This is a genomic window from Ruminococcus sp. YRD2003 (genome assembly GCA_900109435.1).
GTDB classification, from domain to species: domain Bacteria; phylum Bacillota; class Clostridia; order Oscillospirales; family Ruminococcaceae; genus Ruminococcus; species Ruminococcus flavefaciens_G.
This window is the reverse complement of sequence record FNZT01000012.1, coordinates 20,779-44,121: the sequence shown is the minus strand read 5'-3', so window position 1 is coordinate 44,121 and position 23,343 is coordinate 20,779. Positions and strand designations below refer to the sequence as shown.

22 protein-coding genes and 1 pseudogene are annotated in these 23,343 nt (G+C 50.9%); 3 read left to right on the top strand and 20 right to left on the bottom strand.

Annotated features, from left to right (window positions below; all coding sequences use genetic code 11):
* Window positions 1–99: 99 nt before the first annotated feature.
* From BMX22_RS11155 to BMX22_RS16150, 5 genes are read right to left on the bottom strand one after another with little or no spacing between them, the layout of a single operon-like run.
* Window positions 100–786, bottom strand: coding sequence for an ECF transporter S component (locus tag BMX22_RS11155; protein WP_081349181.1), 687 nt, complete (start codon window positions 784–786; stop codon window positions 100–102).
* Window positions 777–2,420 carry an ABC transporter ATP-binding protein gene (locus BMX22_RS11150; RefSeq protein WP_074742525.1) on the bottom strand — a complete coding sequence of 548 codons (1,644 nt, stop codon included), beginning with the start codon at window positions 2,418–2,420 and terminating at the stop codon, window positions 777–779. The genes BMX22_RS11155 and BMX22_RS11150 overlap by 10 nt, the downstream gene beginning before the upstream one ends.
* On the bottom strand, window positions 2,393–3,271 hold the full coding sequence (locus tag BMX22_RS11145; RefSeq protein WP_074742524.1) for an energy-coupling factor transporter transmembrane component T: 879 nt from the start codon (window positions 3,269–3,271) through the stop codon (window positions 2,393–2,395). The genes BMX22_RS11150 and BMX22_RS11145 overlap by 28 nt, the downstream gene beginning before the upstream one ends.
* A complete protein-coding gene (locus BMX22_RS11140) occupies window positions 3,268–5,118 on the bottom strand; it encodes a DUF4430 domain-containing protein (RefSeq protein ID WP_074742523.1) in 1,851 nt (616 codons plus the stop codon). Before BMX22_RS11140 ends, BMX22_RS11145 begins: the two co-directional genes overlap by 4 nt.
* Entirely contained in the window at window positions 5,108–6,031 is a 924-nt protein-coding gene (locus BMX22_RS16150; protein ID WP_074742522.1) for a hypothetical protein, read from the bottom strand. The genes BMX22_RS11140 and BMX22_RS16150 overlap by 11 nt, the downstream gene beginning before the upstream one ends.
* Before the next feature lie 413 nt (window positions 6,032–6,444).
* On the opposite strand from BMX22_RS16150, the gene BMX22_RS11130 reads away from it, so the two are divergent.
* Window positions 6,445–7,632 (top strand): cation:proton antiporter, encoded by a 1,188-nt coding sequence (locus tag BMX22_RS11130; RefSeq protein ID WP_074742521.1) that lies wholly within the window; start codon window positions 6,445–6,447, stop codon window positions 7,630–7,632.
* A gap of 515 nt (window positions 7,633–8,147) precedes the next feature.
* Here BMX22_RS11130 and BMX22_RS16710 read toward each other — a convergent pair.
* The 4 genes and pseudogenes from BMX22_RS16710 to BMX22_RS11110 form a co-directional block, all read right to left on the bottom strand.
* Window positions 8,148–8,438, bottom strand: a pseudogene (locus BMX22_RS16710) (hypothetical protein); the annotation flags it as partial.
* A 326-nt stretch (window positions 8,439–8,764) separates the two neighbouring features.
* Window positions 8,765–9,352 (bottom strand): PolC-type DNA polymerase III, encoded by a 588-nt coding sequence (locus BMX22_RS11120; protein WP_177173020.1) that lies wholly within the window; start codon window positions 9,350–9,352, stop codon window positions 8,765–8,767.
* Window positions 9,353–9,854: 502 nt separating this feature from the next.
* Window positions 9,855–11,012 carry an FprA family A-type flavoprotein gene (locus BMX22_RS11115; protein ID WP_074742518.1) on the bottom strand — a complete coding sequence of 386 codons (1,158 nt, stop codon included), beginning with the start codon at window positions 11,010–11,012 and terminating at the stop codon, window positions 9,855–9,857.
* Between the two features lie 11 nt (window positions 11,013–11,023).
* Window positions 11,024–11,449: a hypothetical protein gene (locus BMX22_RS11110; RefSeq protein WP_074742517.1), complete on the bottom strand. Its 426-nt coding sequence runs from the start codon at window positions 11,447–11,449 to the stop codon at window positions 11,024–11,026.
* A gap of 163 nt (window positions 11,450–11,612) precedes the next feature.
* Between BMX22_RS11110 and BMX22_RS11105 the strand changes: the two genes are divergently transcribed.
* On the top strand, window positions 11,613–11,717 hold the full coding sequence (locus BMX22_RS11105; protein ID WP_074742516.1) for a DUF3789 domain-containing protein: 105 nt from the start codon (window positions 11,613–11,615) through the stop codon (window positions 11,715–11,717).
* Window positions 11,718–11,819: 102 nt separating this feature from the next.
* Window positions 11,820–11,969, top strand: coding sequence for a DUF3789 domain-containing protein (locus BMX22_RS11100; RefSeq protein ID WP_081349180.1), 150 nt, complete (start codon window positions 11,820–11,822; stop codon window positions 11,967–11,969).
* A gap of 166 nt (window positions 11,970–12,135) precedes the next feature.
* Here the strand turns inward: BMX22_RS11100 and serS are convergent, their stop codons facing one another.
* The 11 genes from serS to rnpA form a co-directional block, all read right to left on the bottom strand.
* Window positions 12,136–13,428 (bottom strand): serine--tRNA ligase, encoded by a 1,293-nt coding sequence (gene serS / locus BMX22_RS11095; protein WP_074742515.1) that lies wholly within the window; start codon window positions 13,426–13,428, stop codon window positions 12,136–12,138.
* Window positions 13,429–13,439: 11 nt separating this feature from the next.
* Window positions 13,440–14,294, bottom strand: a complete 855-nt coding sequence (locus BMX22_RS11090; RefSeq protein ID WP_074742514.1) for a ParB/RepB/Spo0J family partition protein — start codon at window positions 14,292–14,294, stop codon at window positions 13,440–13,442.
* Between the two features lie 59 nt (window positions 14,295–14,353).
* Window positions 14,354–15,184, bottom strand: a complete 831-nt coding sequence (locus tag BMX22_RS11085; protein WP_074742513.1) for a ParA family protein — start codon at window positions 15,182–15,184, stop codon at window positions 14,354–14,356.
* Between the two features lie 237 nt (window positions 15,185–15,421).
* The gene (locus tag BMX22_RS11080) at window positions 15,422–16,237 is read right to left on the bottom strand and encodes a ParB/RepB/Spo0J family partition protein (protein ID WP_074742512.1); all 816 of its coding nucleotides are present in this window, start codon (window positions 16,235–16,237) and stop codon (window positions 15,422–15,424) included.
* Between the two features lie 117 nt (window positions 16,238–16,354).
* Complete coding sequence (rsmG, locus tag BMX22_RS11075) at window positions 16,355–17,062, bottom strand: 16S rRNA (guanine(527)-N(7))-methyltransferase RsmG (RefSeq protein ID WP_074742511.1); 708 nt, start codon at window positions 17,060–17,062, stop codon at window positions 16,355–16,357.
* A gap of 4 nt (window positions 17,063–17,066) precedes the next feature.
* Window positions 17,067–18,941, bottom strand: a complete 1,875-nt coding sequence (mnmG, locus tag BMX22_RS11070) for a tRNA uridine-5-carboxymethylaminomethyl(34) synthesis enzyme MnmG (protein ID WP_074742510.1) — start codon at window positions 18,939–18,941, stop codon at window positions 17,067–17,069.
* A gap of 30 nt (window positions 18,942–18,971) precedes the next feature.
* Window positions 18,972–20,333: a tRNA uridine-5-carboxymethylaminomethyl(34) synthesis GTPase MnmE gene (gene mnmE, locus BMX22_RS11065; RefSeq protein WP_074742509.1), complete on the bottom strand. Its 1,362-nt coding sequence runs from the start codon at window positions 20,331–20,333 to the stop codon at window positions 18,972–18,974.
* A 92-nt stretch (window positions 20,334–20,425) separates the two neighbouring features.
* Entirely contained in the window at window positions 20,426–21,481 is a 1,056-nt protein-coding gene (jag, locus tag BMX22_RS11060; RefSeq protein ID WP_074742508.1) for an RNA-binding cell elongation regulator Jag/EloR, read from the bottom strand.
* A gap of 40 nt (window positions 21,482–21,521) precedes the next feature.
* On the bottom strand, window positions 21,522–22,685 hold the full coding sequence (locus BMX22_RS11055) for a YidC/Oxa1 family membrane protein insertase (protein ID WP_074742507.1): 1,164 nt from the start codon (window positions 22,683–22,685) through the stop codon (window positions 21,522–21,524).
* A complete protein-coding gene (gene yidD, locus BMX22_RS11050) occupies window positions 22,682–22,990 on the bottom strand; it encodes a membrane protein insertion efficiency factor YidD (RefSeq protein ID WP_074742506.1) in 309 nt (102 codons plus the stop codon). The genes BMX22_RS11055 and yidD overlap by 4 nt, the downstream gene beginning before the upstream one ends.
* Window positions 22,987–23,337 (bottom strand): ribonuclease P protein component, encoded by a 351-nt coding sequence (gene rnpA / locus BMX22_RS11045; protein ID WP_074742505.1) that lies wholly within the window; start codon window positions 23,335–23,337, stop codon window positions 22,987–22,989. Before rnpA ends, yidD begins: the two co-directional genes overlap by 4 nt.
* Between the last annotated feature and the right edge of the window lie 6 nt (window positions 23,338–23,343).

Genomic DNA, 23,343 nt, shown 5'->3' with positions numbered 1-23,343 from the left:
GCTCCTTGTTCCGAATTTGACAAGGGTGTAATCCAAAAACACTTTACACATTATACACTATCCCGCAGCATTTGTCAAGCCCTTTTTGAAAATTTCGCCTTAAACGCCGTACTTCGTCTTGATACGCCCGAGCTTGCTGCCGAACGGCTCAGCGAGAAAATGGAGGAAGAGCACATTTGAAGCCGCATACGATAGCGTATAGGGAATCGCGGTAAAAAGCGCACCGAGGTAGAGCTTGAAGCTGAACCCCTCCGCGTACCACAGCACAGTCCAGATATCCATAATGAACGAATAGCCGACCCCCGCGAGCGCACCGTAGAGGAGCAGCGCCCATTTTTTGCGTTTGAGCGGCTCCGCGAAGATACCTGCGACCAGTCCTGTCATTCCCCACGCGAGCATCTGAAAAGCGGTCCACGGCCCCTGCCCGAAGTAAAAATTCGAGAGCACCGCAGTCATCGCCCCTACGAGGAATCCCGCCTCTCCGCCGAGGTAGAGCGCGGTTATTATCGTGAGGGCAGCGATAGGCTTTAGGAAGGGAATGAACCTCCCCGCGAAGCAGAGAGCAGTCATCACGGACACTATCACGAGCCTCCGCGAGCCCGTAGTTTTGCGCTCGAAGCCCGCCGCAAACAGCAGCAGAGCCATAACAGCTATCGCGAGCGAGATAATGATATGGCGTTTTCTGTCGAACACCACAGCTCCCGCGAAAGTCGCAGCGGGCACAAGCACGAACGGCACTGCAACTCTGATGGTATTGCGCAGCTCACGATTCCGTATCACAAACATGGCGGCGCCTCCTTTTTGCCGTTTCTGCGGCAGAGCTCCGCCGCCTGTGCAACGGTGACAGCCCCCTCGTAGAAACCGCGTGTCATGCGGCTGACGGCGGTAGTATAGAAGCTGCTGCACGAGAAAAACTCACGCGGCGTGCCGACCGAGACCACCTGTCCGCCGAAGAACATCGCGCACCTGTCGGAGCAGTCTGCGGCGAACTCCACATCATGCGTAACGATTACCGTAGTCACGCCTTCAGCCTTCAGACGCCGCAGGATAGCGGTCATATCGGCTTTTGCATTTGCGTCGAGCCCTTTTGTCGGCTCGTCGAGGAGGAGCAGTTTCGGCTTAGAGGCGAGCACCTTAGCGAGCGCGACAAGCTGCTGCTCGCCGCCCGAGAGGTCGTAGGGGTGCTTGCCGAGAAGGTGTGAGATGTCGTAGGGAAGGGAGCTCACATCCGCGCCGCACTCTTTGAGCTCCTCCTTCACGGAATCATGCAGAAAGGTAGTCTGCACATCCTGCGGCAGCAGCGCGAGGCATTCACGGTATAGCGAGCGGTTGCGGTACTCCTTGAGCTTTTTCCCGAACACGCGCACAGCTCCCTTATACGGCTTCAGCAAGCCCGCTGCCACGTTGAGCGTCGTAGTTTTGCCCGAGCCGTTCCCGCCGAGAATGCAGAATATCTCGCCCGTCCCGACTTCGAGGTCGAGCCCCTTTATCACGTCGCGGGAATAGCGGTCATAGCGGAACCACACATCGCCGAGCGTAAGTGCGGGCGCATCGGGAACAGCGTACTTCTCCGCAGGCAGCCCCCTGACCTCACAGGAGTAGTTTTCCTCGATATATCGGCGTCCTTCGCGCACGGTCAGCGGACAGTCCCCGCTCCCGCCGAGCTCCGAGAACAGCCTTGCCGCCGCAGGCATACCGCGCAGCAGCTCATCCCGCCCGCCAAGCTGCGTGATGACCTGCTCGGGAGCGCCGTTCGCGAGGAGGCTCCCCTGCTCCATGACCATGAGCCTGTCGCATATCGGCACGACCTCTTCGAGGCGATGTTCAGCCATTATCATAGTCAGTGACATATCCTGATTGAGCCGTTTCAGAGCGGCAATGAAGTCCGAAGCGGCTATCGGGTCGAGCTGTGCGGTAGGCTCGTCGAGGACAAGGATATCGGGCTGCATGACGAGCACCGCCGCGAGGTTGAGCAGCTGTTTCTGACCGCCCGAGAGCTCGGCGACGTCCCTGTCGTACCACTCTCCGATGCCGAAATAGCTTGCCATTTCGGCAGTTCTGCGAGCTATCTCGCTCTGCGGGACACCGAGATTTTCAAGCCCGAACGCGAGCTCGTGCCAGACCTTGTCGGTGACTATCTGCTGCTCGGGCTGCTGCATCACGAAGCCTATTTTTGCCGCAGAATCGCGGTCCGCGAGCTCTGACAGCTCCTTCCCGCAGAAGAGTATGCGTCCCGAGCGCACCCCGAGCGGCGCGAGCTCGCGCTTGAGCATACGCAGGAGCGTTGACTTTCCGCTGCCCGTAGCTCCGCAAAGCACCGCAAATTCGCCTTTTTCGAGCGTGAACGAGACGTCCCTCAGCGCGGGAGCCCCGCAATTCGGGTACGTGAAGCTCAGATTTTCGACTGCAAGTATCTCCATCTCAGCGACACCTCCGTTTCAATAAAAATAGGCAGGAGCACAAGAACTCCGTATGCAGCGGCTCCGCAGATGCCGAGCGTGCCGTTCACGTTGATATCAATGCGCGGGTAGAACGTGAAAGCGAGGGAATCGGCAGCGATAGCCGCCGCCGTAACAGCAAGAAGAGCGAGCGTCACGAGCATGAGCACCGCGTCCGCCGCCGTAAACCGAAAGCGTCTGAGCTGCGACCTTCTGCCCGTACCGTAGCCGCGTGCCGCCATGCTGTCGGCAGTGACGATGCCGTTCTCGAGCGCCCACGTCGAAATGATCGAAAAAACGCGCATACGGCCGCGGATATCGTCGATGATATTGTCCTCGCTGTAGAGCCCCATAGCCTTCTGCGAGTCGCTGACCTGCTTAGCCCGTCTTGCGAACATCGGCACGGAGCGAAGCGCCATAGACATCACGAGCGCGAGCTTCGGCGAGACTGTCCCCGCCACGCACAGCACCTTCTCGCTCGTCATTATCTGCGTCAGCGAGCGGAACCAGTACAGCACGCCGACTATCACAGCTGCCGAATTTACGCCATACAGCAGTGCTTCGAGAGTGACGGGGCGGTCATTGACCACGAACAGCACAGTTGCGCCGTTATGCGATATGAGCGGATTAGCGAGCGCGAGCACCGCGAACAGCAGGACGAAGAAAAGGTGCGACCTGCCGTGCTTCGTGCCGTTGCGAACTACGAAGAACAGCACAGCTCCCGCGAGTGATATCGCCATGAGAAGCGGATGTCCGCAGAACATCGCAACTCCCGTGACGCTGAAAAACCAGACCGTGACAGCCACGGGGTCAAATTCCTCAAACCTTCTCATTCCTCGTACACCTCGTTAAGGTCGTGTCCGAGCTCGCAGGTATACAGCCATTCGATCCTGTCGCCGTCCGAGAGGACGTAATCGCCGCTGTTCCGCGAAGGCGAGATGCCGTTGACATGGTACACCCAGCCTGACAGGTCGCCGAAATCGTACTCGTACAGATAGTTTATTCCCGCCACATAGATCATACTTTTCGAGCCTCCGCGCGAGTCCACCTGAATGCCACAGGTCTGTGCGGCGTCGGTGAGGACGTCAAAAACGGTATCGCCCTCCTCGATATCGAACGAGGTCACAGGCAGGATAACGCCGTCCTCGGGGATATATTCGCTGTCGGACTTTCCGACAGCCGTATCACAGCGTATCTCCATAGTCACCGTACCTACGGCGTTTTCCTTGACAGCGGACGAGCCGTAATACTCGTCTGCGGAGCGTATATCCGTCACAAGAATGATAACGATACCGACAGCCGCAGCCCCTCCGATGAAGATGAAGTTCTTGCAGTTCTTCTTGCCGAGGGCGAGCAGCAGCACCGACAGCAGAGCGCCTGCTCCTATGATAACGATGACGGCTATCGGCTTGTAGCCGCCGTGCGTGCTGCCGCTGTTTACGGAAATCACGCTGCCCGACGTCACCGCCGACGTCGCAGTGCCCGTGATTTCCGACGGACCCGATACCTGTGCCGACGAGCCCGCCGACGATACCGCGAATGTCGACGATACCATTGAAGAAGCCGAAGCAAGGGTCGACGAGACAGCAGCAGAAGTCACCGCAGCCGTCCCCGACTCCGCAGGAACACGGTCAGCAGCCGTCGTGACAGCCGCCTCCCCTGCGCGCGTTGTCACGACAGCGGCAGTATCGGGCGTATCACCGCCGTTTTGCGAAAGCTCCCGACGGTTATCCATCATATAAATGTAGGGCTTCCCCGCGAGCATACGCTTATACGCGACGAAAGAATACATTGCCTGAATAGTTGCGGTTTCGTTGAAGCCGCCGTCCGCCTCGTGGCAGAAGCTGCCGTCGCCGAGCCGATAGCCGAGCATACCGTCGATAACAGTATTGCCGTCCTTGATGAAGCGCTCGTCCTCGCAGCAGTCTATACCGAGCGCCGAAAGTGCTGTCAGCACCTGCGCGGAGCTCTCGAGATTCGGCTTGCCGAAGCCCTTATAGCCGCCGTCGTCCATCTGCTTACGCGAGAGGAAGTCGAGGGCGCGGTCGACGGAAGCCTCCACATCGGCACGCTCGCCGTACTGCGGAGCGAGAGCCTGCACGGTCATAGCGGTGACGTCGATATCGCCGTATTCGCCGAACAGAGCCCAGCCGCCGTCCGCATACTGCATACCGAGCAGCTCGTCCGCGACAGACTCCGCCGTATACCTGTCGCAGGTGTAGCCGTTATTAAGGATGTGAAGCCCGTAGATACGGCTCATTATCCCATTCTCCCCGACAGACTCGTCGAGGATATCGGCGATATAGCTGTCGGAGCTCCCCGCGGCGCAGAGAGCGAGAGCGAGCTTCTCGCGGGTCGTCGCCGAGTGTATCGTATTCGAGCTGATGTAGTCAGTCAGCGCCCGCTCATATGAGTCCATTCCGCGCACGCCGTCCTGACTGAGCGCGATGATATACCATTCCGACATCACGCCCGCCTTGTCGGTGAGGTAACCGTCTATCCAATCCTGAACGCTGTCCGCGCCCGATTCATCGAGCTTATATGCAAGTATACCGCCGATAAGGTCATCGACCTCGTCGGCGGTATATCCGTAGCCAAAAGCTCTTATCGGGACGAGCGCGAGCGACAGTACGATGACCGCCGCCCACGACATAAGTCTTTTCCGAGCCTTAGTTTTCATGCTTTTTTCTTAAAGAGAAGGCTGCAAAAACGCCTGTTCCGAGCAGAACGAGTGAAACAGCCGCACCCGTGTCGCCCGTCTTGGGAGAAGCGGAGCCCGAAGCTGTTGTGGACTTTGCAGTCGAAGTTGAAGCGGTAGTAGTTGCCGTAGTAGTTGTAGTTGTTGTAGTTGTAGTTGTCGTTTCAGCCTCTGTAGTCGTAGTAGTCTCCTCGCCCTTTACATCAGCGATGAGTACGGGCGCGATAAGAGTCATACCCTCGGGAGAAGCAGCGCTGATGATATTCTTGCCTGCCTTATCGAGCTTTATCTTAGCCTTTCCCTCAGCGTCGGTCTTGACATCTGTATCCTCACCGTCAACAGTGAGAGCCGCTCCTTCAACAGCAACGGGAACCATCTGGAAATTCTCGTCGAAGCTTGCGCGCTTGAGCACAACCTCTACCTCTGTCCCCTGCTCAGTCTCGACGGTATTCTTGTCGAACCAGCTGTAGTAAGTGGTAGACCACGCATTCGGGTCGGGATAAACGAAAGCATTGAGGCAGTCGCCACTCTTTATCTCGTCAGTGAGCCCCATAGCCGCAGCGTTGTTTACGTAGTAGCCGTAGCTTCCGCCGTTCTCGGTGCCCCAGAGCTTATCGAGACCGAGACCGTACTGTCCCTCAGACGAAGCGTAACCTGCCTCAGAGCCGCCCTCATAGAACTTATCGTGCGCGATAACGAGCGCATCGTTTATGGTGAGCTTGCCGTCGTTGTCGGCATCGGTGACTGTCACAGCCTCCTGAGCGACAGCGAGCTTGCCGTCCTTATCCGCAATGGTGACAAAGATGTCAGCAGACGCGTCATCGGCGAAAGCGGTAAGGCTCATGGCCGAGCAGGTGATGAATGCGGCAGCAGCCGCAGCGATGAATTTTTTCATAAAAATGACCTCTCCTCTTTTTATTGTTCCACGTGGAACAATGATGATAGGGCAATAAAAACGCCTTCCGAACGGAAAGCGACTGCGGGATACAACAAACTAACCTCCCGAACGGTCTCGGGAAGCACTGACGTTCCCGTTTTTCACTGTCCAAAAACGTGAATATCCACATACCTGACGAGCGACCCGACTCTGGCAAAAAGCCGTATACGGTAGTGACTGCTGTGGCGGATTCTCACCGCACTTCCCTCAGCTTCAGGCTGTAACCACATTATAGCACACCCTGCCGAGCTTGTCAAGTGCGGGCGCGCGGCATAGACAAATACAGCGCTTGCAATTTTTATTCTGATGTGCTATAATATCAGACGGAGAGCCGACGGCTCTCTTTATTTGCGTGAAAGGAAATGAGATAATTGGAAACTATTGACATTTTTCGCGACCTTGCGATAATCGTAGTCTTTGCAAAGTTCTTCGGACTTGTTGCGCGCAAGCTGAAAGCTCCTATGGTCGTGGGAGAGATAATCGCGGGGCTCGTCATCGGACCCTGTCTGCTGAACATCGTCCAACCGACCGAATTCATCAGCATTATGGCAGAGATAGGTGTCGTGCTCATAATGTTCTCGGCGGGGCTCGAAACGAACCTGCAAGAGCTGAAAAAATCGGGTCTGGCGGCATTCGTCATCGCGTGTATCGGAGTGCTCGTCCCGCTCGTGGGAGGAAGCCTCCTGTATATGGGAATGTACGGCTTCGCGGCAGTCGGGACCGATGAATTCTTCAAAGCCGTTTTCATCGGCAGTATCATGACCGCTACCTCAGTCGGTATAACGGTCGAGGTATTGAAGGAAATGGGACATCTCAACAGCCGCGTCGGGCAAACGATACTGAGCGCGGCAATAATCGACGACATCATCGGCATCATCGTGCTGACCTTTGTCCTCGGCTTCAAAGACCCCGACAGCAACACCCTCCTTGTTACGGGCAAGATAGTGCTCTTCCTTGTACTGTCGGTGATACTCGGATACATATTTTATAAGCTGTTCAAGCGCTACGACGAGAAGCACTCTCACACGCGCCGCATCCCGATAATCGCTATCGGACTTTGCCTCGTCATGGCATTCGTAGCCGAAAAATACTTTGGCATCGCAGACATCACGGGAGCTTACATCGCAGGCATAATCCTCTGCAACACCCGCGACGCCGAATACATTGACCGCAAGGTCAGCATCAACGGCTATATGTTTTTTGCGCCGATGTTCTTTGTCGGTATCGGATTAAAGACAGATTTCAGCAATGTTGATACGAGCATGATACTCTTCTCGGTCGGATTTGTCGCCGTAGCACTGCTCAGCAAGATAATCGGCTGCGGACTGGTCTCGAAGTGCTTCGGCTACAAGTGGACAGACTGCCTGAAAATAGGCATTGGCATGATGACGCGCGGAGAAGTCGCCCTCATCATAACGAACAAGGGTCTGAACCTCGGTATCATCGACTCCTCTTACTTCACAGCCGTTATACTACTTATAATAGTATCGAGTATCATAACGCCCGTGCTGCTGAAACTGCTGTTCAACAAATACCCCGAATCAGCGGAAAAAGCCTGATAAACCCGAGTATTACGGGTAATTAATGTCTGCTCAACAACAAAAAAACGGCTTTTCTCTGCTTTTTAAAGCCGTTTTTTTGTTGTCAAAGTGCAAGAAAGAATTATGATATTGATAATTTTTCTTGCACTTTGTTTTGCCCTTTAGGGCAAAATGAGCTTGACATCAATTAATGTGACGCGCAAATTCTTTATAATAAAGGGAATTTGCGCTCCCCGAACGAAGTTCGGGGCAATAACCGCCTAAATGCGGTTATTGAGGACACATTAATTATTGAAGGAGACATTTTTCCGCCCGCAGCATGGGATCCCCCTTCCCCTTCCTAAAACCTTCAATTTAAGATTTGCCCCTATGGGGTACTCTCACGAAAAAGAAAGACTCGATCTTTCCGTATCAGGAGAGTACCCTATAGGGGCAAAATTCATATTATAAGTTTATTGGAAAAAGTGGGGCTGTGGGCAAACCTTTTTTCAGAAAGGTTTGCCCCGCTGAATACCCGTAATATTTACGTATGGTCAAGCCTTTTCCCACTCGGCGGAATCGTGGAGAGCGTTATACCCTTCCTCGCCCGTACGTATCTTGATGACGTTCTCAATGTCGTAGATAAACATTTTGCCGTCGCCGTAGAACAGACCTGCAAGCTGTTCGCCGTTACGGTCAGCGAGAGAGTAGGCGGGGACCTCGGGATTAGCAAAGAGACCGACAGCGATAGTACCCCAGATACCGTTCATCATATGAACAGCAACAGCGCCGACGGGGTCATCGATGTGGAGCACATAGTCGAGGAACCATACTCCGAATACAACGCCGTTAGTGCTCTCAGTGACTTGTGAAATGATAGTTTGAGCGTCCATATGGATTCCTCCTAAAAAAAATTACAGCATAAAACAAAGGGGCGTACGACATACCGACAACACGGTACATCATACACCCCATTGTGTATGGAATTAGCGCTAACCAAAAAAATAAAAGCCGAGGACGAGGATCCTCAGCTTCATTGCTGTTTACAATGCCATTATAGTCCTTTGGGAGAGCTTTGTCAATAGTTATTTGCAGATTTGTGAGAAATCAATATATTTTTACTCTTTAAACGACAAAAGCGCCCGATAATTTACAAAAGGGAGGTCAGACGTCAGCCGGACCTTCCTTTTTTCTTTGTCAGTTCGATTATGCACTGCTCGGCGCACATTTTCAGATAGATAGCGTTGCAGATATCACAGTCGGTCTCGGCGCGGTGAGCACCGCCCGTGCTTATCCCAAAATACTCCGCAACTCTTACCTGCGAGCGGCTCTCGAGCTGAGCAAGAGCCTTCCGCGTGAAACGGAGCACATCCACGAAGTCATTGCACAGGTATATCCCGTGGCATTTGAGGAGGGCATCGTAGAGGAAATTGATATCGAAATTGACATTGTAACCGAGAATGATATCATCTCCGACGAATTCACGGAAGTCACTTATAGCCTCTTCTATTCCTGGCGCGCCCGCGACCATATCGTCAGAGATACCTGTGAGCTCGGTGATGAAGCGTGAGATATTCTTTTTCGGCTTGACGAAAGTCGAGAACACCTCCGTCTTTTTGAAGTCACGGTATTTTACGGCAGCTATTTCTATTATCTCACTCTCTTCGGGAGCGAGCCCTGTTGTCTCAATGTCGACGACGCAGTAGTCGCTCGGCAGGAGCAGTCTGCTCTTGCCTTTTTTATCTCTTACAGTTTTCATGCACATATCCTTTCATTAACATCCGACAATCTTATTATAGTACCAACCGCGAAAAAAGTCAAACGGAAGAAATGTTCCACGTGAAACAACAGCCGCCTTCATATTTTCAAAGACCAAAACCGAACATTTTGTCAGTGAATCAGGCAACTCAGACCGAAGTGAAAATGAGGCAAACCGCTTCGGGACATCCCCCCTCGGCACGTGAAGGTGTCCGCCGATATGACAGAAGTGCCCCCCCTGCATTCGGCATCTCTTTTTCGGATATGTCCCTCTCGGCAATTGGTTGAAAGCGGTTGACAATTCAACTCCTCCCCCACTCCCCTGCCCGAAAAATCGGCAAATATAAGCTGTTGAAAGAGGTCGGGGGAGGTGTAAAACTCTCAACACTTTCCACCAAAAACTACCCACTCTCCATGCTCATGAGATCAGTCAGCCCACAGGATACAGTTCACGCAACAAAAAAAGGAGCGGATAAAATATCCGCTCCCGAGATTCTGACAACTCACTTCATCAGCTCGTCAGCCATAGCATCTATCTGTGCTCGGCTGTCGTCGCTGAGAGCCGCCTTGACGGTAACAGTCGTGTCGAGCCATGTAATGTTCTTGGACTTCTCAAACTTCGCCTTGATAACTCTCGCCGCCGTAGGAGCCCACGTGCCGTTCTCGATGATACCGATAGTGCGGTTCTGATAATTTCTCTCGACGAGCCAGTCGATGTACTGATTCATGAAGGGGAACACCTCACCGTTGTAGGTAGTGGTCGCGAGCACGAGCTTGCCGTAGCGGAAGCCGTCCTCGACCGACTCAGCCATATCCTCGCGGGCGAGGTCAGCGATAGCAACCTTCGGGCATCCCTTCTCGAGGAGCTTCTCGCGGAGGAGCTCAGCCGCCTTTTTGGTGTTGCCGTAAACGGAGGTATAAGCGATGAACACGCCCTCAGACTCCACCCCGTAGCTCGACCACGTATCATACAGACCGATATAGTAGCCGAGGTTTTCGGTAAGCACAGGACCGTGGAGGGGGCAGATGATGCTGATATCGAGAGCAGCCGCCTTCTTGAGGAGCCCCTGTACCTGCACACCGTACTTGCCAACGATGCCGAAGTAGTAACGGCGCGCCTCGCAAGCCCAGTCCTCGTCAGCGTCGAGGGCACCGAACTTGCCGAAAGCGTCAGCGGAGAAGAAAACCTTATCGGTGCTGTCGTAGGTCATCATGACCTCAGGCCAGTGGACCATGGGAGCGAAAATGAAGCTCAGCTCATGTCTGCCGAGCGAGAGCTTGTCGCCGTCCTTGACCGTGAGAGCATTCTTTATCTCGACATCGGGATAGAAAGCAGAGATGAAAGCGAAAGTCTTTGCGTTGCCGACAACAGCCGTATTCGGGAACTCTCTGAGAAAAGCGCCGATATTAGCGGAGTGGTCGGGCTCGACGTGCTGAACGATGAGATAGTCGGGCTGTCTGCCTCCGAGAGCATCTTTGAGATTTGCGAGCCACTGCTCGGTAAAGTTTGCGTCCACGGTATCGAGAACCGCAATTTTCTCGTCAGCAATGAGGTACGAGTTATACGCCATACCGTTAGGCACGTCGTACTGTCCCTCAAAGAGGTCGATATCGTGGTCATTAACGCCGATGTAGAAGATGTCCTTAGTGATGTTGTTCATAGATAATTACCTCATTTCGTAGTATTTTCGACGTGCCCCTCTACCTCGGGAGCCTCGGTCGTAAAGTTTGTCTTGGGGATATATCCGACCTTATCGAGAGTCTTGACGAGCAGGTACTCGCCCTCCTCCTTATAGACGTCGGCTGGAAAATCGGGATAAGCGTAGCCGTTTACGTACTTCTGGTCGAGAGCATTGAGGAGAATGATGTACTCCTTGCCCGTAGGCAGCTTTATCCAGCCCGAGTAGAGCACGTCCATATCGTCAACGGAGACGGGGACATAATCGCCCTTTGTCGCAGCCTGAGTAGGCTCATTGCCCTGAACGGTCACGGAAGTAGCTTTTCTGGTAGTTTTTTTATCGTTGTCGTCGCACGAGACAGCTCCCGCACAAACGGCAGCGCACAGCAGAGCTATGATAAACCTGTTAAAATTTTTCATATTTGACCTCCTGTCAGATTATTGGTATAAGATATTATAACATAAATGATTGGAAATAGCAAGGGCTCATGCCAACACGCCGCCCCGACAAGAAACCTCCGCCACGATAAAAATTTTGTTTACAGCAAAAAAAGCGGGCATAATAAAACAAAGAGGTGATAATATGGTCGGATTCATACTTGGAAGTATGTTTGGCGGAGCAGTGGGAGTATTTGCAATGTGCCTGTGTGTAGCCGCAAAGTGGGGCGACGAGTTCACAGACCGCTGACCTCATAATTTACAGTCTGTAATATCAACAAAAAAATTTGAAAAACGTAGTATTTTTTAAGACTATTTTAAGAAAAGTGCGCCATAATGTAAGCAGAAAGAGATGAACGTGAAAAAATTACAGATGAAAGACGAGGTGAGCGATATGCTGAATATGATGATAGGCGCATTCATCGGCGGGACAGTATCCCTATTCTCTTTCTGTCTGTGCGCAGCAGCAAAACAGGCAGATACAGAGATGCTCAACAAATGATTTTCTATTCTTTACCCAACCTTTCCTAACATGAAGAAACGGCTGCAAGCTACCGAACCTTGCAGCCGTTTCTTTTTATATGTGCCGTATTCACACCTCTATTATCCTTTATTCTTTCTTATAAAAAAGCCTTAAAGAATCGTCAGATCCTTTAAGGCTTTTGGGTCTATTTCTTCTCGGGAACTTTGATGATCTCCTTGCGCATATAGGGCTGAAGAGCCTTAGGAATGCGGATAGAGCCGTCCTCGTTGAGGTTATTCTCGAGGAAAGCGATGAGCATTCTCGGAGGAGCAACGACCGTATTATTGAGGGTATGAGCGAAGTATTTATTACCGTCGTCGCCCTTGACTCTGATACCGAGTCTGCGAGCCTGAGCGTCGCCGAGGTTCGAGCAGCTTCCGACCTCGAAATACTTCTTCTGTCTGGGAGACCATGCTTCAACGTCAAGGCTCTTCACCTTGAGGTCGGCGAGGTCGCCCGAGCAGCACTCAAGAGTGCGGACGGGGATATCGAGCGTGCGGAAGAACTCAACGGTGTAGCTGTAGAGCTTGTGGAACCAGTCCATAGACTCCTCGGGCTTGCAGACAACTATCATCTCCTGCTTCTCGAACTGATGAATGCGGTAAACGCCGCGCTCCTCGATGCCGTGCGCGCCGACCTCCTTGCGGAAGCAGGGCGAATAGCTTGTGAGGGTCTTGGGGAGCTCGCCTTCGGGTATGATAGTGTCGATGAACTTACCTATCATAGAGTGCTCGGAAGTACCGATGAGGTAGAGGTCCTCCCCTTCTATCTTGTACATCATGCCTTCCATTTCCGCGAAGCTCATAACGCCTGTAACGACGTCGCTTCTTATCATAAAGGGAGGAATATAGTAGATAAATCCCTTATCTATCATGAAATCGCGGGCATACGAAAGAATGCACGACTGGAGCTGAGCGATATCGCCGCAGAGGTAATAGAAGCCGTTTCCGCTTGTTTTGCGGGCGCTGTCGAGGTCGATACCGTTGACCTTCTCCATGATGTCGACGTGGTAGGGAATCTCGAAATCGGGCACAGCGGGCTCGCCGAACTTCTCTACCTCAACATTCTCGCTGTCGTCCTTGCCTATCGGGACGGACTCGTCGATGATGTTGGGGATAACGAGCATTATCTTGCGGATATCGCCCTCGAGCTCAACTTCACGCGCTTCCATCTCCTCGAGCTTCTTTCCGAGCTCCGAGACCTCAGCCTTCACCTTCTCGGCGTCGTCCTTCTGACCCTTAGCCATGAGACCGCCGATCTCCTTGCTCTTGACCTTGCGCTGATTGCGGAGGCTGTCGCACTCCACCTTAGTTTCTCTGTACTGCTTGTCGAGCTCGACGACCTTGTCAACGAGTTCGAGCTTCTCGTCCTGGAACTTCTTCCTGATGTTCTCCTTGACGAGTTCGGGATTTGTTCTGATGAGCTTGATGTCTATCATTTTTCTACTCCTTAATTATTAATGTTGTATATTTCGTCGGCAAGAGCCTTCAGGTCGTCCTTATCGTAGAATTCGATGACGAGAGTGCCCTTCTTTTTGCCGTGGTGGACTTCTATCTTACGTCCCAGCGCGAGCTGGAGCGAGATCTCGACCTCTTTATATATCGTGTCCTCTTTCTTGACCTTGACCTCTTTTGGAGGCTTCTGAGCCTCGACGGATCTCTGAGCGAGCTTTTCGATCTGCCGTACAGTCATACCGCCCTCGGAAGCGCGGTTCGCGACAGCGATGAGCATTTCCTCGTCCTCGAAACCGAGCAGAGCCTTTGCGTGACCTGCGGAGATAGTCCCCTCCTCGACCATATTGAGCACACGCTTCGGAAGGGCGAGCATTCTGACCGAATTAGCCACAGATGAACGCGACTTTCCGACCATAGCAGCGACCTTTTCCTGAGTCATCCCGTACCTGTTTATGAGCTCGGCATAGCCGCTAGCCTCCTCGACGGGGTTAAGCTCCTCACGCTGGAGATTCTCGATAATAGCGATCTGCATAGTCTCGATATCCGAGAGCTCGCGGATAGTTACGGGTATCTCGTCGAGACCGAGCATACGTGCCGCACGCCATCTGCGCTCACCTGCGACTATCTGATAGCCGCCCGTAGACAGAGGACGAACGAGTATAGGCTGTAAAACACCGTGCTCGCGTATAGACTCCGCAAGAGCAGTGATAGCCTCGTCGGTAAAGACCTTACGGGGCTGGTCACGGTTCGGTTCTATTTCGGAAAGGCGGAGGGTCTTTTTCACCTGAACTTCTCTGGAATTATCCTCAAAGAGCAGGTCAAGACCCGCGCCCAAACCACCTTTTGCCATTTTATCATCCTTTCAGCCGCCAATCTTCAGCACAGAGCGTCGGCGGATATTTTACACAATCAGTTTTTCTTTTTCCTTTTCGTCTTAGTGAAATGGAAGATTCCCCTTCTCTTCTTTTTCGGGAGCTCAAGCGGTTCGCCGAGCATTTCGAGTCCGAGCAGAGTATAAGAGTCAGCGCCCTTAGAGCCCTTATCGTAGTAAACAATGGGCTTGCCGTGGCTGGGAGCCTCTGAAATACGCACATTTCTGGGAATCTTTGTCTCAAACACCTTATTCGGGAAATACTTCTCTACCTCTGCGACAACATCGTTAGCGATATTAAGTCTGCCGTCGAACATCGTGAAGAGAATGCCTTCAATATCGAGTGAAGGGTTGTAATTAGTTTTAACTATTTTAATAGTGTTCACGAGCTGAGAAAGACCCTCAAGCGCGAAGAACTCCGCAAGCATAGGTATCATGACTGAATCTGCCGCAACAAGGGCATTAATAGTCAGCGTACCGAGAGCAGGCGGGCAGTCAATGAAGATGTAATCGAAAACGTCCTTGACTGAAAGAACAGCCATTTTAAGGCGATTGACGCGGTTCTCCATATTCAGCAGCTCCACCTCGGCACCCGCGAGGCTCTCCGTAGCGGGAACAGCGCAGAGGTTATCGAACTCGGTCGCGAGAACAGCGTCCTGTATCCTTGCTTTACCGATGAGGACATCGTATATGGAGAGCTCCACGCCCTTTTTCTTGATACCAAAGCCTGTAGTAGCGTTGCCCTGCGGGTCAATATCTATGCAGAGCACTTTTTTACCTCGCATACCGAGGTACGCCGCAAGATTGATGACGGTCGTAGACTTGCCGACGCCGCCTTTCTGGTTTGCAACGGCGATAACTTTACCCATAATTTCACCCTCCATAAATAATGTACTATTATTATAGCACTTTCGGGAACGAATGTAAATAGCTGCGGGGGATTTTTGAAAAAAATGTTCCACGTGGAACAAAATTCACGCAAAAAATGTGAAAAATGTTTCACGTGGAACATTAAGGCAATACCGCACAAAGCCTTCAGGCGGGCTTTGTGCGGTGTTGCCTTAAATATAACATTAATTCTCAAAAGATTGTTTCACGTGGAACAATCATCCGTTATGCAGAGGTATGCGAACGCGGTACTCGATATAATCCTCAGACTGAATTTTCCGCGAATCAGCGAGGATCCCTGCCGCCTGCATAGTCTCGACAGCCTTGTTGATAGTATTCACAAATATCTTCACATTGCGGAACACTTTCGACCGTTTTTTATAGCTCTGTTTTTCCTTGACCTTACCTATGTAATCATCCACGAGCTTTTCTGTCCTGTCGACATTGAGCTTGTTTGTGACGACTTTTTCAAGAATAACGAGCCTATCTTCGGGACTTGCAAGCTTCAGGAGAGCACGAGAATGTCTCTCAGTAAGGTTAAATTTAGTGATAAGAGCGCGCTCATCGGGCGTCAGCCGCAGCAATCTGAGCTTATTGGCAATAGTGCTCTGCGCCTTCCCGAGCTTACTTGCAGCCTCCTCCTGCGTCATTCCGTAATAGCTGATGAGCTTTTCGATAGCCGCAGCCTCGTCAAAAAAAGAAAGGTCCTGCCGCTGGATATTCTCGACCAGAGCAAGAATAGCCGAATTTCTGTCACTGATGTCGCAGATTATGCATGGCACCGCCTCCAGCCCGCATAGTTTCGCGGCTCTGAGTCTGCGCTCCCCTGCGATGAGCTCAAATCGATCTCCGCTCCTGCGAACCGTCAGCGGCTGTAGAATACCGTTTTGCGAAATTGATTCGGATAAAGCAGAGAGCTCCTCATCCGAAAAATCAGTTCTTGGCTGATTGGGATTCGGACAAATCTTTTCAATTTCAATCTCCACTACCTTGTTGATCTGTTTTTCTTTAGAAATATTTAAAAATACAGGCATTTTATTCCCTCCGTTTATTTTCTGTACTTATCCTACCACTTTTGGGAAATAAAATCCATAAAAATATTCCGCCAAAAATCGACATTTTGACGGAATAAATGAATAAATATTCACTTTTCAGAGGGGTTTCTTTTTTATCTGAGCGCTGTTTCTCGGATATTTTGGCGGAGTTTGCGATACTTTTTTTACCTGTACAAGACGTCTGCCCTCGCCGTCAATTTCGTAGTCGGTAACATCAGCAAGCTCACCACCGAGCAGCTTGATCGCACCCTTAGCGGAACTGATATCCTCATTCGGACCCTTGAGAGAAATAAAGCTTCCGCCCACATTAACAAACGGCAAACAATACTCGGAAAGAGTCGATAAATTAGCAACTGCACGGGCACAGGAGAAATCAAATTTTTCCCGATATTCCGTCATTTTTGAGATATCTTCAGCACGCCCGTGAACGAACTCCGCTTCAATATCAAGCTTATCACAAAGAAGCTTTAAAAAGGTGATACGCTTGTCAAGACTGTCAAGGAGGGTGATCTTAAGATCAGGTCTGAAGATCTTTATTGGAACAGACGGAAAGCCTGCACCCGTACCAACGTCGATAATTGAAGCTTCATTTTGAATGGACAAAAATCTGAGCGGAACAACACTGTCAATGAAGTGTTTCACAAGGATATCTCTTGGCTCGGTGATAGCTGTAAGATTGACTTTATGATTGTATTCGACAAGAAATTCTGCATAAATATTCATTTTTGAATATTTTTCCAAGTCAAAATCATCTATTCCGTACTTTAAAAACTCAGTGCAACATAATTCAAAATTAGGCAGCATTATCTCACCTCTTATCTTTATGGAGCCAAACTGCAAGCATGGATACATCCGCAGGAGAAACTCCCGATATTCTCGAAGCCTGACCGATAGAAAGCGGACGGATCTTGTTCAGCTTCTCTGCTGCTTCAAGACGAAGTCCATAAACCTGCGTATAATCGGTGTCAGGCGGAAGCAGCTTTTCTTCGAGTTTTTTCATCTGAGCTATCTGCTCAAGCTGCTTTTCGATATAACCTTCATATTTGATTTTTAGCTCAACTTGCTCACATACATCATCAGGGAGTGTCGGACGGTTGTCATCAAACATAGCAATATCGTTATAATTCAACTGTGGGCGACGAATAAGATCTGCAATTTTGCAACCACTTTTAAGTGGAGAAGTTCCCTTGTTTTCTAAATATTTATTCAATGTTTCACGTGGAACAATAGTAGTAGTTTTAACTCTTTTGATCTCAGCCTCAACCTGAGAGATCTTTTTTTCAAGTTTTTCAAGTCTTTCGTCACTGATAAGCCCGATTCGGTGACCGATTGGCATAAGACGCTGATCAGCGTTATCCTGCCGAAGAATAAGCCTGTATTCACTGCGCGAAGTCATCATTCTGTATGGGTCGGAGCAGCCTTTCGTCACAAGATCGTCGACAAGTGTGCCGATATATGAGCTCGCGCGGCTAAGGATCAACGGTTCGCGACCGAGGATCTTTAACGCTGCGTTTATTCCGGCAACAAGTCCCTGAGCTCCCGCCTCTTCATAGCCGGAGCTTCCGTTGAACTGCCCTGCACCATAGAGCCCCTTCACCTTCTTGAATTCGAGTGTTGGAAGGAGCTGAAGCGGGTCACAGCAATCATACTCAATCGCATACGCGGGACGCATGATCTCAACGTTTTCAAGGCCTTTTATTGTGCGGAGAAATTTCAGCTGCACATCTTCCGGCAGCGACGATGACATCCCCTGCAAATAGTATTCCTCCGTTGACAATCCCATTGGCTCGACGAACAACTGATGCCTTGGTTTATCTGAAAATCTGACTACTTTGTCCTCGATTGACGGACAGTATCTGGGACCAACGCCCTCTATCCTTCCGCTGTATAAAGGTGATCTGTCGAGGTTAGAAAGAATTACATCATGAGTATTACTATTTGTATAAGTAATGTAGCAACTCACTTGGTTTTCAAGTCCTTCAACAGGCGTCTCAAATGAAAAAGGGACGATTTTTTCATCTCCGTCCTGACGTTCCATCGCATTAAAATCAATGCTTCTTTTGTGGACACGACAGGGAGTTCCCGTTTTAAAGCGGCGAAGTTCCACACCATTTTCCATAAGACTTGCAGACAAACCTCTGCTCGGAAGTGCTGAATCAGGTCCGCTTTCGTATGAAATTTCTCCAATGTGTATCTTGCCTTTGAGGTAAGTACCTGTTGCAATTATCACAGATCTGACTGAATATTCAGCTCCGAGTGAAGTTTTTACTCCTTTGATCTGCCCGTTTTCACAGATTATTTCTGTTATTTCAGCCTGTTTCACAAAAAGATTTTCTTGTTTTTCACAGACTTGTTTCATATAATTATGATATTTGACCCTGTCAGCCTGAACTCTGAGACTGTGAACTGCGGGTCCTTTTCCGCGATTGAGCATTCGGCTCTGGATAAAACAAGCGTCCGCTGCTTTGCCCATTTCGCCACCGAGCGCGTCTATCTCGCGGACAAGATGACCCTTTGCAGTGCCTCCAATCGACGGATTACAGGGCATATTCGCTATCTGGTCAAGTGAAATTGTGAACATAACAGTCTTGCAGCCGAGGCGCGCTGAGGCAAGTGCAGCCTCTACTCCTGCGTGACCTGCGCCGACAACTGCTACGTCAAATTCTCCCATTTTGTATGACATATTTACTCCTTAATTGTTCCACGTGGAACATTATTTGCCGACACAAAAACGTGAAAAAACTTCGTTGACTACCGCTTCTGTGATTTTTTCTCCTGTAAGTTCGAGCAGGGACTGCTCTGCTTCGTCAAGAAGGACATTCAGAGCATCGTACATCTCGCTTGTTTCTATGACTTTTATTCCTTCGTCAATCGAACTTATTACACGTTCAATACACTGCTTCTGACGTTCATTTGCCGCTGTTGCTACGGAAATCGAATCGGGATTAATCTCGAAAAGCTCTTTGACTGCGCTCTCAAGCTGCTCGATACCTTCACTGTTTTTGGCAGAAATATATACTATATGTATAAATTTATCATTAAGAATATCCGTCTCTATGAGCTGTTCACGGTCGGTCTTATTGATAACTGCAATGCATTTCTTATTATTAAATTTTTCTATCAAAGCAAAATCGTCCGCCGACAGAGGACAGTTTCCGTCAAAAACAACTATCACAAGCTCGGCATTCCTTGCCGTTTTTTCAGCGATGTCTATGCCGATACCCTCAATTATATCCTGCGTATCATGTATTCCCGCCGTGTCGGAAAGACGAAGGACTATGTCTCCCAGACGGACGGTCTCCTCGACTACGTCACGGGTAGTGCCCGCAATATCGGTGACTATGCTCCGCTCGCAGCCGCTCAGACAATTGAAAAGCGTCGATTTTCCGACGTTTGGCCGTCCGACAATTGCCGTCGCGACTCCCTCCCGAAGGATACGTCCGCTGTCATAACTGCGAATGAGCGAGGAAAGCTCGCCGCGTATTTCCGTCAGCTCCGCTGTTATCGCCGTCGGCTCTATCTCGGGGATATCCTCGTCGGGATAATCCGTCCACGCCGCTATCCCGCTCAAAAGTTTCAGAAGCCTGTCCGAACACGCGTGCGCTTTCTTGAATGCCGCGCCCTCGCGTAGCTGCTCTGCCATGCGGAGCTCTGCCTCGCCGCGAGCCGAAATTACGTCCATTACGGCTTCTGCCTGAGTGAGGTCGAGCTTGCCGTTAAGGAAAGCACGCTTCGTGAACTCGCCTGCCTCCGCGCTGACAGCCCCGTTTTTCAGCACTGCACGCAAAATGCGCTTCGAGACATACAAGCCGCCGTGGCATGATATCTCACAAGTATCCTCGCCCGTGTAGCTGTGCGGGGCGCGGAATACCGTCAGCACGCAGTCGTCGATGCGCTCGCCGTTGTCATGAGCAATGCCGTAGGCGCAGGTGTAGCCCTGCATCGCGGCGACTTTTTTATCTCCGTACGGACGGAACACCTTCTCAGCAACAGCAAGCGCGTTTTCGCCCGAAATGCGTATGACCGCTATTCCTCCGACTGCATTCGGAGTCGATATTGCCGCAATTGTCGACATTTTATCACTTCCATTTTTCTGCCGCGCGAGGCGGTAATTGGTACATATAGGTAGGGGCGCACTATTGTGTGCGCCCGCTGTTTTTCAATAAATTAAAGCTCTATCTTGCCGTAGAGTCCGCCTTCCATGCTGTCCTCAGGCTTGGGCTTCTTGTAGTCCTTCTCGAACGATGTCGAGAGGTCTATTGCTCTTGGCTCGAACGGCTCGCGTCTCTCTCTGCGGCGTCCGTTGCCTCTGCCGCCTCCGCGTCTGTCGTCACGTCTGTCCCTGCGGCGTCCGCCGCCTTCTCCGCCGCCTCTTCTCGGGTTATTGGAGGAAATGATTATCTTTCTGTAGGGCTCCTCGCCGACCGAGCGTGAGGATACTCCCTCAATCTTTGAAATTGCCGAGTGGATAACTCGTCTCTCGTAGGGATTCATAGGCTCGAGGGGCTGACTTCTGCCTGTTCTGAGTACCGATTTTGCTACCTTGTTAGCGAGCTGCTCGAGAGTCTCCTTGCGCTTGCTTCTGTAGCCGAGGCAGTCTATCGTGATGCGGAAATAGTCCTTGTCGCCCTTATTTGCGATGATTGAGCAGAGGTACTGGATGGAATCAAGTGTCTCGCCGCGTCTGCCGATTATCGTACCGTTGTTGTCGCTCTCGATGTTGATAACTGCGCCTGTTTCGTTCTGATATACCGTGAATTCGGGGTTTATGCCCATTGCACGAAGAATGCTCGTGATGTAGTCCTTGGCTATCTTGACCTTGGGGGCATAGTCGGATTCATTCTCTATGAGTGTGAAGCTGTCGAGTGAGAAATCCTCTTCTTCCTCGGCAGGTGCCGACTCTGCTGCGGGAGCTTCTGCTGTTACCTCCGCTGTTGTTTCTGCGGGTGCTGCAACTACTTCAACTGCTGCGGCAGCGGGCTCTGCTGCGGGCTCAGCGACCTTCTCTACAGCCTCTGCTGCTTCGCTTGCCTCTGCCTTGGGGGGAAGCATAGCCTCGTAGGTAGCCTTTACCTTTGCGTCTTTTGCTCCGAGTCCGAGGAATCCGCCCTTCTTGCCTTCTTCAAGGATCTCGAATTTGATGTCGCTTATGCTCTTGCCGAATTTCTGAGCTGCAAGACTCTTTGCTTCCTCGACTGTTTTTGCTGTGAAAATCTCAGTCATTTCTTAAACCTCCTATTTTGAGCTTGTCGTACAAGCTTTATTATTCCTCGTCATTTGAATCGTCATACTCGTCGCCGTATTTCTCTGCCATACGTCTGCGGGCTTCCTTTATCTTTTCGCGATTCTGCTTGTTCATCTCGGAACGTGATATCTTGTCGCCGTTCTCGTCAACTCTGAGAGCTGCCTGCTGCTGTTCGAGATTTGCCTGCTGTTCCATCATACGCTGCATGAAGGTCTTCTTGTTCGGGTGCTTTTCTGCGTATTCCTTTGCCTTCTGCTTCTCTTTCTCGTTTATCGCCACTATCCTGTCCTTGGTGAAGTAGAGGTTGAGGGCGAGTGTGATAAAGAAGCTGAAAAGCGACGAGAATATCCAGTAGAAGCCTACGCCTGCGGGTACTTCAAACGCTATCCATATAGACCATATCGGCATGAGGAGCGTCATTGCCGTCATACAGCCGCCGCCTGCTGCCTGTGCCTGCGGATTTACTTTTTTCTGGTGTATCTGTGAGTATACCGAGAAGATGAGCTGGGCAAGTCCTGCGAGGAAGGGGATACAGAAGAGGATTATCGACTCTCTGTTCCATACCTCGGGGCGGAACTGCGGTGTTTTGCCGAGATTAGCACCGAATACGCTGAACGTATCCGAGAATTCCGATACCTTCTGGAAAAAGTTCTCGGCAAAATCAGTGAACTCGGAGGGGTGCTTATCAAGCGCCTCTGCTGTAAGGAGCTCACTTCTGAGGTTGCCTGTGGAGATTTCCTTGCCGCCGTTGACATCGCCGAACTTGACAGCGAGCTCGGAGGCTTTCTCTATTGCAGCTGTTCTTACTGATTTGGTGATGTGGAGGATGTGGGTTATCGGCTTGTATACAACGTCGATAACTCCGAAGAGCAGGAACATCTGCACAAACATCGGCAGACACGAGCCCATGGGGTTGATGCCCTCCTGCTGGTAGAGCTTCTGCTGCTCTTCCTGAAGGCGCTGGGGATTGCTGCCGTATGCTTTCTTTAATTTTTCAAGTTTGGGCTGGAAAAGCTGCATTCTTGCCGCATTCTTCTGGGTCTTGTAGTTGACGGGGAAGAGCAGCAGCTTTGTCACGAGCGTGAACAATATGATAGCTATTGCGTAATTCGGTACTATGCTGTAGATAAAGCTCATCAGATAGCCGAAAGGTATGCCTATAAGGTCATAAAGAAAATTCAATTTTTATCCTCTCCATTGTGCGAGTCAGTCTTGTCTTGCATTTCTGACGGAAAATCTCTCTCATAATCATACTTTTTCACTTTGAAGGTGAACTTCTCGGGGACGTAGTCTATGCCTCCCATTGACCATGGATTGCAGCGCAGTATCCTCCACGCAGCAAGAGCCGAGCCTCTTATCGCTCCGAATCGTTTTACCGATGTGAGAGCGTAGCAGCTGCACGTAGGGTAATACTTACACTTCGGAGAGGTCAGGGGAGAGATGAACTTCTGATAGAACCTTATCAGTGAAATGATGATATATTTCATTTTTTCTTTTTTGCTATCTTTTCTATCTCGCTGACTCCGTACTTTTTCATATATGCGCAGTACTCGTCCGATTTTATCTCGCAGATGTGCGTACGCGCTACGATAACGATGTCTATCCCGACGGGCATATCTATCTCGCACTCGCGGTATGCAAGGCGGATAAGGCGCTTTGCCCTGTTCCTGTGGACGGCATTGCCTATCTTCTTGCCTGCGGTGATGCCGAGGCGGTTGAAGGGACGTCCGTTCGGGCGGACATATATCACGGAATATTTTGAGGGGATATAACTCCCCTTTTTGTACAGATTCAGAAAGTCTTTGTTATCTTTTAGAGTTTCCGTATAAAGCATATTCTT